The sequence below is a fragment of the Paraglaciecola sp. T6c genome, from assembly GCF_000014225.1.
In the GTDB taxonomy this organism is placed as follows: Bacteria; Pseudomonadota; Gammaproteobacteria; order Enterobacterales; family Alteromonadaceae; genus Paraglaciecola; species Paraglaciecola atlantica_A.
In genome coordinates this window covers 4,517,452-4,532,528 of record NC_008228.1, presented here as the reverse complement: position 1 = coordinate 4,532,528, position 15,077 = coordinate 4,517,452, and the positions used below count along the sequence as shown (strand labels likewise).

At 44.7% G+C, this 15,077-nt stretch carries 11 protein-coding genes and 1 pseudogene; 2 read left to right on the top strand and 10 right to left on the bottom strand.

What is annotated here, in order from left to right; translation table 11 throughout:
• Positions 1-153: 153 nt before the first annotated feature.
• From PATL_RS19260 to PATL_RS22990, 5 genes and pseudogenes are all read right to left on the bottom strand, one after another.
• Positions 154-972 carry an acetolactate decarboxylase gene (locus PATL_RS19260; protein ID WP_011576473.1) on the bottom strand — a complete coding sequence of 273 codons (819 nt, stop codon included), beginning with the start codon at positions 970-972 and terminating at the stop codon, positions 154-156.
• Between the two features lie 46 nt (positions 973-1,018).
• On the bottom strand, positions 1,019-1,636 hold the full coding sequence (locus PATL_RS19255) for a putative quinol monooxygenase (protein ID WP_011576472.1): 618 nt from the start codon (positions 1,634-1,636) through the stop codon (positions 1,019-1,021).
• A 51-nt stretch (positions 1,637-1,687) separates the two neighbouring features.
• Positions 1,688-3,163 carry an aldehyde dehydrogenase family protein gene (locus PATL_RS19250; RefSeq protein WP_011576471.1) on the bottom strand — a complete coding sequence of 492 codons (1,476 nt, stop codon included), beginning with the start codon at positions 3,161-3,163 and terminating at the stop codon, positions 1,688-1,690.
• Positions 3,164-3,262: 99 nt separating this feature from the next.
• Positions 3,263-4,276: a zinc-binding alcohol dehydrogenase family protein gene (locus tag PATL_RS19245; RefSeq protein WP_011576470.1), complete on the bottom strand. Its 1,014-nt coding sequence runs from the start codon at positions 4,274-4,276 to the stop codon at positions 3,263-3,265.
• Between the two features lie 386 nt (positions 4,277-4,662).
• Positions 4,663-5,432 (bottom strand): annotated as a pseudogene (locus PATL_RS22990) (hypothetical protein); the annotation flags it as partial.
• A gap of 649 nt (positions 5,433-6,081) precedes the next feature.
• On the opposite strand from PATL_RS22990, the gene PATL_RS19235 reads away from it, so the two are divergent.
• Positions 6,082-7,038 (top strand): IS110-like element IS492 family transposase, encoded by a 957-nt coding sequence (locus PATL_RS19235; RefSeq protein WP_011573729.1) that lies wholly within the window; start codon positions 6,082-6,084, stop codon positions 7,036-7,038.
• A 22-nt stretch (positions 7,039-7,060) separates the two neighbouring features.
• Here PATL_RS19235 and PATL_RS19230 read toward each other — a convergent pair whose 3' ends face one another.
• From PATL_RS19230 to PATL_RS19215, 3 genes are all read right to left on the bottom strand, one after another.
• Positions 7,061-8,314, bottom strand: a complete 1,254-nt coding sequence (locus tag PATL_RS19230; RefSeq protein WP_041714098.1) for a DUF3644 domain-containing protein — start codon at positions 8,312-8,314, stop codon at positions 7,061-7,063.
• Positions 8,315-9,024: 710 nt separating this feature from the next.
• Positions 9,025-10,671 carry a chaperonin GroEL gene (gene groL, locus PATL_RS19220; RefSeq protein WP_011576467.1) on the bottom strand — a complete coding sequence of 549 codons (1,647 nt, stop codon included), beginning with the start codon at positions 10,669-10,671 and terminating at the stop codon, positions 9,025-9,027.
• Positions 10,672-10,705: 34 nt separating this feature from the next.
• Entirely contained in the window at positions 10,706-10,996 is a 291-nt protein-coding gene (locus PATL_RS19215; protein WP_006991724.1) for a co-chaperone GroES, read from the bottom strand.
• 415 nt (positions 10,997-11,411) lie between these two features.
• On the opposite strand from PATL_RS19215, the gene PATL_RS19210 reads away from it, so the two are divergent.
• Positions 11,412-12,080, top strand: a complete 669-nt coding sequence (locus PATL_RS19210) for a DsbA family oxidoreductase (RefSeq protein ID WP_011576466.1) — start codon at positions 11,412-11,414, stop codon at positions 12,078-12,080.
• Between the two features lie 168 nt (positions 12,081-12,248).
• On the opposite strand, the gene PATL_RS19205 is transcribed toward PATL_RS19210, so the two are convergent.
• Both PATL_RS19205 and PATL_RS19200 read right to left on the bottom strand, forming a co-directional pair.
• Positions 12,249-13,415, bottom strand: a complete 1,167-nt coding sequence (locus PATL_RS19205; RefSeq protein WP_011576465.1) for an iron-containing alcohol dehydrogenase — start codon at positions 13,413-13,415, stop codon at positions 12,249-12,251.
• Between the two features lie 234 nt (positions 13,416-13,649).
• Positions 13,650-15,065 (bottom strand): FAD-dependent oxidoreductase, encoded by a 1,416-nt coding sequence (locus PATL_RS19200; protein ID WP_011576464.1) that lies wholly within the window; start codon positions 15,063-15,065, stop codon positions 13,650-13,652.
• Positions 15,066-15,077: the final 12 nt, after the last annotated feature.

The window sequence follows — 15,077 nt, the reverse complement described above, 5'->3', positions numbered from 1 at the left end:
ACACGCTTTACTTGTTCGATCTGAAATGGACCACCCTTTTGGCGGATGACGGCTGCGGTATAAGTCTCAGGAGATTTCTGTGTCATGGTAAACCCTTTCAAATTATGAATTGAGGTGTTCTATGGCCGCATCAGTTACGACCAAAGTTTTTTACTACTTATCAGCGTCCGTCCCACCAGTCCCGGCTCCTGATGGCGGCGCGATTATCTGCATTTTTTTGCTACGGAACTTGGGTCCGTTGGGTAGGACTAGATTGATTTTGTCAAATTCTTGCATCTCAAAATCCATACTATTGAAGCGAATGTCTTCAAGGTGACCACCGACTGTGTTGTTACCGTTTTGAAAGTGAAAATGCAGTCCTGGTATACTAATATCGCCTAGGTATTCTGGCGTATAGATACCGACGACGGTACCCGTAGTATTTGTGAGATCGTACATCTGTCGACTGGCTAAATATTCGAAAAAATCGACGTCCTCATCCTCTACACCGTGAGCTGATGCCAGATGGGCGTAGTCAAATCTGCCTTTAGCTTTAAATGCATAAAAGCTATTAACCGATGTGATTTGAGACGTAATGGCATCTTGAAGCTCCTTAAACGACCTGATATTTTTGAGAGTAATGGTCTTAGTCGGCTCAAATTTAAGCATCGACATATAAGGTGCTTGCAGATCATCTGGCGCAACCGTCGCCGTACCATCTGCGGCGATTGAGTAGATCACACCGTCAACAGCGGTCAGCTCCCCATTTAGATGATTACTGACCCCGACGCCTATATCGCCAAGCTCACTCATTTGCTCGGCGGTGATTGTACCCTCATAAATCGTATTCATCAGTGTCAGTGGTAAGCCGTATTGTTGAATCGCTTTGGGTACATCTTGATCGTGCGCACCTTCATGAGCTAGAGCTGCTTGCGATAAACTGGTTAACGTAATTGCAGTTACAAGGTTAAAAAAAACGCTTTGAAAAGTCATATTGGTTTCTCCTTTAATAGTAGTTAACAGCCACTACGGCACATTATCAAATCACTTCAGTGACAAAGTTCATGTATTGATTCATGTCACCGACTACTGCTTTTTCCATAAGAGCACCAGTTTCTTCGGCATAGGGCTGATGAAAATGAATATCCCAAACATCTGACTCTTTACGCCAGTGTTCGTAAACAACCAACTCATCCTCAGCACCATTGACCGTGTAAAGATCGAACAAAATGTTGCCCGGCTCATCTTTGGTATGAGAGATATGCTTTTCAAATTGAGCAACCAGCTGATCTTTATATTCAGGTTTTATTTTAAATATAAAGAAAATAACAAAAACGTTATCTTCAGCGTTCGCTGTTTTGGAATGATCGGGGGCAGGCTTGGTATCAGTAACGTTCCTTACCATGACGGCTGTGTTTGACGTTTCCAAAAATTCGAACAGTTGTTTTACATAAGGTTGCGCGTTGTGAAATGCTTCTGCGTCATCCTGAAGCCGCTCGTAGGCAAAGAATCTATTGGGATTGCTGTTATCGACAAAAAGCTTGGCTTCTTCAAATCGAGCTTCTTTTTCGGTGCCCGCTTTCGCTTTAAGAAAGGCTGTGCGAAAGGCTGACGTGTGTTCAGGTGTTACGTCGAATGTGATAATGCGCGTGAGCATAATCTTCTCCTGTTGGTCTACAAAAAGTGCCGGGGTAGAGTAGATGTTAGTTTAAAACGGATATTGGCGCGGGGTGCGCTGTACGGTGATCCAATGATCGGTTGTGAACTCCTCGATAGCCCATTCTCCATTGAACCGGCCCAAACCTGAGTTTTGTTCGCCGCCAAAAGGCGCATTGGCATCATCTGCAATGGAGCTATCGTTGACGTGCGTCATACCCGTTACAATGCGTTTTGCAAACTCAACGCCGCGTTCCAAGTCACCAGAGTAAACGGCACCCGACAATCCAAAAGTGCTGGCATTTGCTAACTCTAAGGCGTGCGCTTCATCACGTGCTTTTTGGATACCAACGAGGGGGCCAAATATCTCTTCATGAGCAATTTCCATGTCAGGCTTCACATCGGAAAAAATATGTGGCGGTAAAACATTACCTTCGGCGTTTCCTTCAAGCAAGACAGCGGCGCCTTCAACCTTTGCCAACTCAATCTTTTTCTTCAGGCCATCTAATTGTTTGGCGTTGATAATGGGCCCAATTACTGTATCGCTATCTGAAGGGTTGCCATACTTAAGCGTTTTTGCATGAGCAACAAATTTTTCAACAAATTCATCATAAATCGGTGCTTCGACGATGATGCGATTAATCGCCATACAGATCTGTCCTTGATGTAAGAACTTACCCATGATGGCAGCACTGACAGCATCGTCTACATTAGCGTCTGCTAAGGCGACAAATGCATTATTGCCACCTAGCTCCAGTGCAACCCGTTTTAAATGCTCACCGCCACCAGCAATGCGGCCAATGCCACGGCCTACGGGTGTTGAGCCAGTAAAGGAGATCATAGAGGGAACAGCGTGTTCAACAAAGGCATCGCCAATATCTGAGCCTGCACCGATAACAACACTCAATACACCTGCGGGTAAACCGGCCTCTTCAAATATTTTGGCGATGATAAGACCACCGGTAACTGGCGTATCGCTAGCAGGTTTCAAAACGACAGCATTGCCAAGTGCGAGCGCGGGCGCAACAGAACGCTGCGACAGATGAAGGGGGAAATTCCATGGGCTAATCACACCTACTACCCCCAGCGCTTTGCGATAAACACGGCTCTCCATACCAGGCAGGTTAGAGGCTAAAATACGTCCTTGCACACGGTTTGGGAACGTTGCGGCTTCTTCCGTGATATTGCGTGCCGAACCAAGTTCAATCTCAGCTTTGATGCGTGTGCTACCTGACTCGTGAATGAGCCAATCAATGATTTCGTCGTGGCGCGCATCAAATATTTCAACAGCGCGGCGCATGACAGCAGCGCGTTCAGAAGGCATTGCAGCGGACCATGTAATCTGTGCTTCTTTAGCTTTTACAAATGCAGCATCAAGATCGTTCTTATCCGCCATCTTTATAGTTGCAAGAGTTTTACCTGTGTAGGGATCAATGCTGTCAAAGTATCGGCTTGTAGAGCCTTCTCGCCATTCACCAGCGATATATTGCAAGTGAAAATCATCGTAGTGGTTTGTAATATCTTTCATAATAAATATCCTATTCGAAAAAAATGCCGTGAGTTGAGTTGGATTAGGAAAATAAGTAGCTATTTATAAGTACTGAGCCTGCGAATTATCAAACGCGTTCTAAAATCCTTCGAGTACAATTTTCCCACGTGTTTTGCCGCTTTCGATCTGGGTATGCGCCTCTATCAAGGTTTTAGCATCGATTTTGCCAAGCACGTTTGTTACCGTTGATTTAATCTTTCCGGCATCGACCAGCTTGGCAACTTCATTCAGTATTTCACCCTGAACACGCATATCTGGGGTATGGAATAAAGGTCGCGTGAACATCGTGAAATTGTTGATCGATACAGATTTCATACCGAAAGGTTGCAGATCTACCGCCCCTGCAGCATCTACTGGGGTGAAGCGACCTTGTGGTGCGATCAGTTCTGCAATTTGTGGAATATGTCCGGCAGTGCCATTTGTTGAAAGAACAAATCCTGGCGCTCCAAATCCAAGGGCAGTAACCTGAGCGGCAATCGGTTCGTGGTGATTGATCACGTGGTGCGCACCTAGTTTTTTAACCCAAGCAGTTGTCTCGGGCGTGGAGGCTGTTGAGATAATGGTTAGGTTAGTTATCGCGCGAAGCATTTGAATCGCGATTGTGCCAACACCGCCGGACCCGCCAATGACCAGTATAAGATTATTGCCTTCCGGTACAGGACGGTTTACGTCAAGACGGTCAAAGATTCCTTCCCAAGCAGCAAGTGTTGTTAAAGGTAAAGCAGCTGCTTCTGCGTGGCTTATGCTGGTCGGTTTATGCCCAACGATACGCTCATCAACCAAATGGAATTCAGCATTGGTGCCGAGACGATCAATGGTGCCCGAATAATAAACCTCATCTCCGACTTCGAATAATGTAACGTCATCGCCAATGGCTTCAACGACGCCTGCGCCATCATAGCCGATTACGGTATAGCCGCCTTCGGGGTCTGCCATCATCTTTCGAGCTGCCGAGTCCGCTGGATTAACGGAAACTGCGTGAATTTTCACCAGTAAATCTCGCCCAGATGCTACAGGCTTGTCCAGAGTGATGTCTATTAGTGCATCTTTGCGTGTGATTTTTCCAGGCGTTTTGAATCCAACAGCTTTCATAGGGGTGTTCCTTGTAAGGGTAGGGTCAGACTTTAGTTGCAAGTATAGTAATGACATTATTGCTATCGAAACATCAGCCCCAGCCAAAAACACTTTCAATTTTTTTTTGAAAGCGCCTTAACATATGAAAGATTGTTGGTTGTATTTAAGATATTAGTGGTCATCGTTCCAGGCTTACATAGGAACAAGCTCACATAGACCCCATTTTTAAAAACTGAATAAATAATCTCACAGTTTCAAGAAAGAATTACCCTCAAGAATAGTGAGTGTTTTTTTAATCCGATGAATTGATGATTTGGTTGGAATAGTAAGTGTTGAAAATAGAAATGGCGAGCAAGGTCTTTTTTTAGGCAAACATCTACGCTATAAATTATGCTTGAAGTTTATTAGTTGAAACCCTCTCTGGCTTTAGTCATTCCTCTCAGTCGTTGACGATGGGTATTATCGTTTAACGCTTTAATCAATTGTTCTGAACCAGCCCCGTAGCAGAAGTGCATATAAAAATCAGTGGTCAAGGTTAACCACTGAGCAGAATGCAAACAGAATCTTTCTAGAATGGGGCTGCGAGTATTATCAATATGGCTAGCTTTGTCATCACGAATACAACGACCTGTTGTATCTACGAGCTCACAATAGTTCTTTAGTGACTAAGCGATACCTCGAGACATATTTTAAAGGGGATTTCTTACAAAGGGCATGAAACGCAGAGGTGAGACTGTTGCTTTCTGGCGGCGAAAATACGTTTTTTAATACTGGTGTGCTTTGATGTTTCAAGCGTTTTTGCCCTTTTCGGACGAATGGGGGTTTAAATCCACCTAGGCTAAACAGGCTAATACGACAATTTCATCTAACAATGCCTGTGATTTAAATTGCCCTCTTCCACTAATTTATCGGGTATAAATTAGAACAGCTTTAGCTGGCCCGCAGGGTGAGCGGCAAGGGCGGCGGCGAATGAAAAAAGCCAATGCAGCCGTCCTCTTTATTGGCTTCGCTGGCAATGTACTCATTTACGTCGTGCATAAACCAGCTTATGTCGTACAAACGTTGCCAATACGTTTCAACAGTCTCATCAAAGGTAGTTAGCTCGCCTTGCTTAGCCACCTCTCATAAATTTCTGAGTCAGCAACGTACCTCTATACAGCGCATAGCGCAACACGCTTCTACTCAAGTGGCGGGGATTACAATGAGTATTATCTTGGACGGTGATCAATCCTAGTTGTCAGAGATGCTAAAACTGATATTAGCCATACCCAAGCCAACTTTTAGAGGATAAGCGAAGGGTATGTGCTGGAGACAAAGTCGCTATATCTGCCTTTCAGCGACTCAACCCTATTAATTGATGTTAACGACTGGCCACATACCGCTTAATTCGACTCTGACCCCTATTATTATTCATAATTCGACTCTGACCCCTATTATTATAACACCTGAAATTACTCCCCAGAACAATGTTTCCTGTATATCCATAGAACTTCCTTGTAGGAGCTAACGCCGGCTTAAGCGGACTAAAATTGTTGGCTATAATTTGTGGCGAAGCGAAACTGAGCGAACTGCTTTAGTTCCGTTTAAAGCGCTTGTATGGATAATAACTCAGGTAAATCATCCTGATTTTAATCGGGGTGAGGTAAAGTGAGACCCAAGCTTTAGCAGCAACTAAAGCCTTCTTTTGTGGTAGTTCGATTGAGCGATGGCTCCTCAGTTGAGAGACCGATAACAAGAAAGAACACCACAAAGGACTCCAAGCAAAACACTCGAATAGTCTACTGGGTCTCAACCCGCATTATGCAAGCAAGAGTTAGCTTATTATGAATCCAAAAACAAATCAAAGCGTTAACGTCGGTGTCGATACGGGCAAGTTTCAATTGGATATTTATATCCGCCCTCACGATATTTATTTCACTGTTTCTAACGATGAAAAGGGTATCAAAGAAGCCATTAAAAAAATCCAACAGCATTCGCCTGGGCGTATCGTCATTGAAGCAACTGGCCGATTAGAAATGCCGTTTATTATCGCGTGTGCAAATGCTAATTTACCCTTCGTTGTCGCCAATCCCATTCACATTAAACGCTTTGCTGGGGCGATAGGTCAGCGAGCTAAAACAGACAAACTAGATGCTCAATTGATTGCTCATTATGGTGAAGCTATTCAGCCTAAGTTATCTCAACTAAAACCAGATACTATGCAGGCTATGAGTGATTTAGTTGCAAGGCGAAATCAATTGCTCGTCATGCAAACAATGGAAAAAAACCGCCTGCAAATTCTACCAAAAGAACTCGCCATGACCATCAAACCTATTCTCACTGCCTTTAAGAATCAGATAACCAAAATCGAGAATAAAATTGTCGCGCTCATTGAATCTTGTCCTGATTATCAAGCGAAGAATTGCATCTTACAGAGCATGAAAGGAATAGGAAAAATAGCCTCCGCTTCCATCATCAGTAACCTGCCAGAGTTAGGTTACATGACCAACAAACAAGCCTCTGCGTTAGTCGGTGTGGCTCCCATGAATCGAGAAAGTGGGCGCTATAAAGGGTTGCGGAAAATCCAAGGTGGCAGACATCAAGTCAGAACCGTTTTGTACATGGCGATGATGTCAGCGATACAAAGTAACCCCGTATTTAAGGAAACATATCAACGATTAGTCGCAGCAGGAAAGCCTAAGAAAGTGGCTATTATTGCGTGCATTAGAAAGATGGTTGTTATCTTAAATTCAATGCTCAGAGACGGGGTCATGTGGGAAGCGCCGAAGACTACAAATTAGCTATTGACGCCATAGTCTCTTGTTAAATTCCGTGTACTTTTACTTCTGCCATTTTTTGTTTGTTTTTTAACTCTTTAATCAAAAAACTCACCCACTTCATTGAATATAAGTAGTGATCAAAACCTTCGATATAACTCGAATATTCACCTTTAAAAGTAGCATCAATTTCTCTAGGCCTTGCATCATAAAACTTCCAGCACTTCGTATGCAGGGTCATATTAAACCCTTTAATTTTCTTAGCGACTAATTCAACAACTTTTGACGGTTTTAGTTTAAAAGGATTTTCAATCCCTTTAATAAAAGCAACACCTTGCTCATAGTTTGCAATTTCTTCATCACTTAAGTTATTTACATTTAAAAACTCTACCGCAATGTCAGCTGACGTAGCGTGATTACCTAATTTCGGAACCAAGAAAGCCCTAATTCTATATTTTTGGCTTTGAACAACGTCATCATTTAGGTCATTTCTATAAGTTTCCATGTATTCACGGACAACTTTATAACTCTCTTTTTGCAGTTGTTTTAGTGAATCAAGTTGTGCTTGCTCACTGATTCTGGTTAATTGCATCGCAATAGCTAAACTTGCAGTCAAAGCGTGGTCATCGCCAAATTCTTCGACAAGCAAAGTTTCAAAATTGCTTAACGCCGATTGGCATTCTCCACAAACAGCTAAATCAATGGCAGGTAAACTTCTATGCTCAATTTTGTTCCTTAAGCCAATAAGAAATTTAATATTGGCTTTTTCGGCACTTGACTCACCTTTCCAGTAAGCGTCACTACACTCACCAAGTTCCCAGGCTTTCTCTTCACCCTCGATCAGTATTGGATTTCCATCGTTGTCTAGGTAGAAATAATCAGAACCTCGCTTTTCAAAGATTGCGTGAAATAGTGATGTATAAGCAATAACTATATTTACAATAAAACCATAAGTCTTAAATTCTGTATACGGGTTGTTGTAAGTGGAAACAGCAAGTAAAGCGAATTCTTTCGCTTTATGAACCAATATTCCTTTTGTTGACAGGTCGGTAGTTTTTTGAAGCTTTTGGCTATGTACACTCCGAAACTCTTCTTTACTAAGATATGAAATACCAGAGCTAGAATATTGAGTTCCATCTTTTACCACATATTGATGCCAGCGTTTAGAAGGGTATGTACTACATGTACCTATACTCCAACCTGTAGCTTCAGCTAACTGTATAATGGTAAATGCTTCTGTTTCTTTTTCTTTTGTTACTAAAAAATCGTAAGCTAAATCAACTTTATCGTATCTACTCATTGCGCGATTCCATGTACCATTTAGCAACATTGATTGTGGGAAAAGTTCCGCATTTAAACTCGAAAATTTTCCATCTTTCCTTATCTATCTTTATTAGCATACACCGTAACTTGTTGTACAGGTTAAATTTTTTCCATTTCTTAAATTTGCTCTTGTGGAAATACGGAAAACTTCCAAGATCTTGCTGTTTACCGGAACTGTTGATGAAAAAGCATATAAAATTGCCCATAAATATAGTTCTCATTAGAGTGATCAAGGCGAATGTATTGGCGGCGAAGTCGCTGCTTTTGTCTTTTTGCGACTCACACTTTCCCGGTAACGATAGCGACTTGTCAGATGGCCAGACAGGGACGTCTGGACAAGGGGTGTTGCTTTACAGGGATGTTTCCTCACGCCGTTTTGACAATAAAGGCGCTCTTGTTAGCGGATCAGAAAGTGTGCTGGAGCCGGCTTCTTTCTGGTGACTCTTTCTTAGCTGTTGAAGAAAGAGTTACTCGAGCCGCGGGACGCGGTTTGAAAATACGTCATGGATGACGTGGGCGAAGCCCATAAGGTGAGCGCAGCGCATAAGTAAGCAACGCGCATAGTGTGCGAAGCACATAAAGTGCACGCAGTGCATAAAGTGGCTGAAAGCCATAAAAAACAAGCAATAAAAAACCCGCCGAAGCGGGTTTCCTAAGATTTCAAAGCGGAGCTTTGAGAAACATGATTTACATCATGCCGCCCATTCCACCCATACCACCCATGCCGCCCATATCAGGCATTGCAGGTGCATCTTCTTTCGGTGCTTCAGCGATCATCGCTTCAGTTGTGATCATCAAACTTGCGATTGATGCTGCGAACTGTAGTGCAGAACGCGTTACTTTAGTTGGGTCAAGGATACCCATCTCTAGCATATCGCCGTAAGTGTCGTTACCTGCGTTGTAACCGTAGTTGTCAGCGCCGTTTTTAACGGCGTTAGTCACTACTGATGCTTCTGCACCGGCGTTAGCGGCGATTTGACGCATTGGCGATTCCATTGCGCGAAGTAGCAATTTAATGCCGTGTGTTTGGTCTTCGTTGTCGCCTTGAAGGTCAACAATTTTAGACGCGGCACGGACTAGTGCAACACCACCACCGGCAACTACGCCTTCTTCAACCGCTGCGCGAGTTGCGTGTAATGCATCTTCAACGCGGTCTTTCTTCTCTTTCATTTCAACTTCAGTGGCTGCGCCAACTTTGATAACCGCAACACCGCCAGCTAGTTTAGCTAGACGTTCTTGAAGCTTCTCTTTGTCGTAGTCTGAGCTTGATTCTTCGATTTGAGCGCGTATTTGAGCAACACGGCCTTGGATCGCTTCTTCTTCGCCAGCACCGTCAACCACTGTGGTGTTGTCTTTGTTGATAACAACACGCTTAGCTGTGCCTAAATCTTCTAGGGTCACTTTTTCAAGCTCTAGACCGATTTCTTCAGAAATCACAGTACCGCCTGTTAAGGTGGCAAGATCTTGGAGCATGGCTTTACGACGGTCACCGAAACCTGGTGCTTTAACAGCAGCCACTTTAACGATACCGCGCATGTTGTTCACAACTAGCGTAGCAAGTGCTTCACCTTCAACGTCTTCAGCGATGATTAACAAAGGCTTAGAGGCTTTTGCTACTGCTTCAAGGGTCGGTAGTAATTCACGGATGTTAGATACTTTTTTGTCAACCAATAGGATAAACGGGCTGTCTAGTTCTACAGTGCCGTTTTCTTGGTTGTTCATGAAGTATGGAGATAGGTAACCACGGTCGAACTGCATACCTTCTACCACTTCTAGTTCGTTTTGTAGAGATTGGCCTTCTTCAACTGTGATAACGCCTTCTTTGCCTACTTTGTCCATTGCTTCAGCGATAAGGTCGCCTACTTCAGTGTCAGAGTTAGCAGAGATAGTACCTACTTGGGCAATCGCTTTGCTGTCTGCACATGGAACAGAAAGGGTTTTAAGCTGTTCAACCGCAGCAATAACTGCTTTGTCGATACCGCGCTTAAGATCCATTGGGTTCATACCTGCTGCAACGGCTTTCAGGCCTTCAGTCACGATAGACTGTGCAAGTACCGTTGCGGTAGTTGTTCCGTCACCAGCTTCGTCATTGGCTTTAGAAGCAACTTCTTTCACCATTTGTGCGCCCATGTTTTCGAATTTATCTTCTAATTCGATTTCTTTGGCTACGGATACACCATCTTTAGTGATGGTAGGTGCGCCGAATGACTTGTCTAACACTACGTTACGGCCTTTAGGACCTAGGGTAACTTTTACTGCGTTAGCTAGAATGTTAACGCCTGCTAGCATTTTTACGCGAGCGTCATCAGAAAAACGTACTTCTTTTGCTGCCATGATATTAATTCCTCTAAATTTGGTTAACGGTTGATTACTCGACTACTGCTAGGATGTCGTTTTCGCTAAGGATCAATACTTCTTCGCCGTCTAGCTTCTCTGTTTTCACGCCGTAACCGTCGTTGAAAATTACGATGTCGCCGATTTTAACGTCAACAGCTTTCACTTCGCCGTTATCAAGTGTGCGACCATTGCCGACAGCGATAACTTCACCGCGAGTTGATTTTTCTGCTGCTGAGCCCGTTAATACGATGCCGCCGGCAGATTTGCTTTCTTGTTCGTGACGCTTAACGATAACGCGATCGTTTAAAGGACGAATTGCCATTTTCAAATCTCCTGAAAATTCCAATGTTAATAAAGGTTTAAGTTGCCGATTACTCGGACGGTTAAAATGAGCATGGTTTTCACCTTACTCAGAAATTTGTTCTGCGGTCATAAATGGGGTTAGGGGAAATTATCTCAAGTTAAATCGTCAAAAATTTCGTATTTTTTTACGAAAAGTGCATTTTTTTTTCATTTACCACGGTCTTGCTACTTAGCCCGCTAAGATTCACCGGCATTTTGATGGGCTGATGCTTGCGCTTACATGCCTTTATCTTTGTGAATGCGACCGAATGATTGACTGGCTTTAAGGATGTGTTTTTGGTGTTGCGCTTGAATATCAGCAAAGCAAGACCAATCTAATGGTTATTAAACGGCAACACGCTACTGTGTTTTGCTGAGCAATTAGGAGTTAAATTATGGCTACCCCCCTTAAAATAGATATCGTTTCTGACGTGTCGTGCCCATGGTGCATCATAGGTTATAAAGCCTTGGATGAAGCACTAGGCAAACTTGACGGTAAAGTTGCAGCGGATATCACTTGGCAGCCGTTCGAATTGAACCCGAACATGCCCCCAGAGGGCCAAGAAATTGTTGAGCATATCACCGAGAAATACGGCATCAGTGTTGAACAAAGTGAGCAGAACCGCGAAATGATTAAGCAGCGCGGCCTAGATGTGGGTTACGAGTTTGGTAATCGAGGCGGTGGTCGTATTTACAATACCTTCGATGCGCACAGGTTGTTGCACTGGGCAGAAGAGGCAGGCAAACAAACAGAGCTTAAGTTGGCCTTGTTCGATTTGTACTTCAAAGAAAGTGGTGACCCAAGTAACCACGAGCAATTGCTCGCTGTGGTTGAGCGTGTTGGGCTTGATAAAGCCGCTGCCCAAGAAGTATTGACCTCGGGTAAGTACACCCAAGAGGTGCGCGAAGCACAGCACTTATACCAATCTAACGGGATTAGTTCAGTCCCTGCGGTTATCGTGAACAACAAACATTTGATCAGTGGCGGTCAGCCTGCTTCCGTGTTTGAGCAAGCATTAACGCAGATTGCCCAAGAAGTGGAAGCCGAGAATGTGAGCGCTTAAATCCCGCCATTCGCGATTGCTGAGTCAATACGTCGGTAATAGATGAGTAAGTAGTTGATAAATTAGAAATAAAGAAAAAGGAGCCTAGGTTCCTTTTTTGTTGGGTACTTTTCTAACGATAACGACAAAGGTATCGACTAAGGTAACGATCAAGGTTGCCGCAGCTTGCTATTTACTATCCCAAGCGGTTTTATACAACGCGATGATTTCATCTTTACTCGCCAAGCGTGGGTTGTTGTTCGGCGAGCCCGAGGCAAGAGCTTGCTCTGCCATTAACGCCAAGGTGTTATTGAACATATCTTTTTGTACGCCAAACTCCGCTAACGTTGGAACCTTCAATGTCGTATTAATAAGCCTAAGTTGGCTAAGCAGTGCTTGGTGCGCTTGGTTTTCATCTGCAAAGTCATTCACCAATCCCATATACAGTGCGCACTGGGCATAGCGTGTAGGGGCGCTGCTGATGGAAAATTCCGTGACAGTGGGCAGTAACATGGCATTACTTAGCCCATGGGGGACATGAAAATGCACCCCCAATGGGCGGCTCATACCATGCACTAAGGCAACAGAGGCGTTTGAAAAGGCGACACCAGCAAGGGTCGCCCCGAGCATAACGGCTTCCCGGGCTTGAAAATCTGTCGGGTCTTGACAGGTGCGCAGTAAATTCTGCCCAATGAGTTTCATGGCGGCGATGGCCTGCTGATCGCTAAACAGATTCGCTTTGCGACTGACAAAGGCTTCTATTGCATGGGTGAGTGCATCAATGCCTGTATCAGCCGCTATGCGCATGGGCAAGCTCAGGGTGAGTTCGTAATCCACTATGGCAGCCATGGGCATCAAGCCTGGCCCCATGCATAGCATTTTCTCGTCTGTGCTGGCATCGGTAATGATGGTGGCTTGGGTCGCTTCTGAGCCGGTGCCTGCGGTGGTAGGAATAGCAATCACTGGCATGCTACGCATATGAACCGTGCGGGGCATTTTGTAATCGCGCATGGTGCCGCCGTGGGTCGCTAATAATGCAATCGCTTTGGCAGTATCAATGGCGCTGCCGCCCCCTAATGCTAGCAAGCAATCGTACCTTCCCTGACGAACCAAATGGACCGCAGGCAGGATGGAATCTTCACTTGGCTCAGCCATGGTCTCGCTAAATAGGCCGTAATCTATGTTTTGCGCTTTTAGTAAGGTAGTGATCTTATCGGTATAGCCAAGGGTGACCATAGTGGCGTCGGTGATGATGCACGGGTATTGGCAGCCAAGGCTTTCAAGGGTCGCGGGTAGAGCGTTAATGGCGCCTGCGCCAATTTGCATGATGTTGGGTAGAGTAATCGTGGTCGTCATAGCGCTAATACCTCAATAAGTCATGTGTTTACGCTAACCCATGATCATCAGTAGCGCCATATACAAATATTGTATTGGGTATTTTTTAGGCTAATGGACTAAGTGTGAGTTTTACTGATAAGTGGCAAAGTGAATAGGGTATCGCGCTGTGCCCAAATGACGAAAAAGAGCCACAAAAAAAGGAGCCTAAGCTCCTTTTTATTCAGTGTGATACGTCAGTAGACTTGGGGGTGCTTACACGCCCATGTAGTCGAGCATACCTTCTGCGGCTTCGCGGCCTTCGAAAATAGCAGTAACGACTAGATCAGAGCCTCGCACCATATCGCCACCAGAGAAGATCTTAGGATTAGACGTTTGAAATGCATACTTTCCTTTAGCAGGAGCGCGTACACGACCCTTTTCATCCAGGATAATACCGTAGTCACCAAACCAGCCCGCAGGGCTAGGCTGAAAGCCAAACGCGATGATGACTGCGTCAGCTTCAATGACATGTTCTGAGCCTTCGATGACAACAGGACGACGACGGCCTTCTGCATCCGGCTCGCCCATTTCGGTTTTCACGCAGCGTACGCCACACGCATTACCATTGGCATCTAGTTCGATATCCAGTGGTTGTACGTTAAAGGTGAATTCAACGCCTTCTTCTTTGGCGTTAACTACTTCACGGCGTGAACCAGGCATGCTGTCTTCATCACGACGATAGGCACAGATAACATCTGTGGCGCCTTGGCGAATAGATGTACGTACGCAATCCATGGTGGTATCACCACCGCCTAACACCACGACCTTTTTGCCTTTCATATCAACGAATTCATCCGCTGATTTTTCAAACTTAAGGTGACGGTTAATGTTGGCAATCAAGAAGGGCAGGGCTTCGTAAACACCCGGTGCGCCTTCATTCGCAAAACCACCTTGCATTGGCTTGTACGTCCCCATGCCTAAGAACACGGAATCGTATTCATCAAGCAAGGTTTGAAAGTCGATGTCTTTGCCGATTTCAGTATTGAGTACAAACTCGACGCCCATTTCAGTGAAAATTTCACGACGACGGGTGATCACGTCTTTCTCAAGCTTAAAGGCCGGAATACCGAAGGTCAGCAAGCCGCCGATTTCTGGGTATTTGTCATACACAACGGGTTTGACGCCATTACGTACTAGAATATCCGCACAGGCAAGGCCAGCAGGCCCTGCACCGACAATGGCGACTTTCTTGTTGGTGGCTACAACACCTGACATGTCAGGACGCCAGCCCATCTGAAAGGCGGTATCAGTAATGTATTTTTCAATACTGCCAATGGTGACGGCACCAAAGTCATCGTTTAAGGTACACGCGCCTTCACATAAACGGTCTTGTGGACAAACACGGCCACAGACTTCAGGCAAACTGTTGGTTTTGTGAGAAAGCTCAGCCGCTTCTAAAATTTTCCCTTGGTTGGCTAATTCGAGCCACTGAGGGATAAAGTTATGCACTGGGCATTTCCATTCACAATACGGGTTACCGCAATCTAAACAGCGGTCAGCTTGACCCTCTGTTTGCGATTGGGTCAAAGGCTGATAGATTTCAGCGAATTCTGCTTTACGAACAACGATCGGCTTTTTGGGCGGGTCGATACGTTCTACGTCAACAAATTGGTATACGTTTTTAGACATATGATTCTCGTC

Coding starts and splice junctions, on each gene's coding strand:
- groL (WP_011576467.1), bottom strand. CDS start 10,671: ATGGCAGCAAAAGAAGTACGTTTTTCTGATGACGCTCGCGTAAAAATG.
- PATL_RS19230 (WP_041714098.1), bottom strand. CDS start 8,314: ATGAGTAGATACGATAAAGTTGATTTAGCTTACGATTTTTTAGTAACA.
- PATL_RS19255 (WP_011576472.1), bottom strand. CDS start 1,636: ATGCTCACGCGCATTATCACATTCGACGTAACACCTGAACACACGTCA.
- PATL_RS19200 (WP_011576464.1), bottom strand. CDS start 15,065: ATGTCTAAAAACGTATACCAATTTGTTGACGTAGAACGTATCGACCCG.
- PATL_RS19250 (WP_011576471.1), bottom strand. CDS start 3,163: ATGAAAGATATTACAAACCACTACGATGATTTTCACTTGCAATATATC.
- PATL_RS19260 (WP_011576473.1), bottom strand. CDS start 972: ATGACTTTTCAAAGCGTTTTTTTTAACCTTGTAACTGCAATTACGTTA.
- PATL_RS19235 (WP_011573729.1), top strand. CDS start 6,082: ATGAATCCAAAAACAAATCAAAGCGTTAACGTCGGTGTCGATACGGGC.
- PATL_RS19215 (WP_006991724.1), bottom strand. CDS start 10,996: ATGGCAATTCGTCCTTTAAACGATCGCGTTATCGTTAAGCGTCACGAA.
- PATL_RS19245 (WP_011576470.1), bottom strand. CDS start 4,276: ATGAAAGCTGTTGGATTCAAAACGCCTGGAAAAATCACACGCAAAGAT.
- PATL_RS19210 (WP_011576466.1), top strand. CDS start 11,412: ATGGCTACCCCCCTTAAAATAGATATCGTTTCTGACGTGTCGTGCCCA.
- PATL_RS19205 (WP_011576465.1), bottom strand. CDS start 13,415: ATGACGACCACGATTACTCTACCCAACATCATGCAAATTGGCGCAGGC.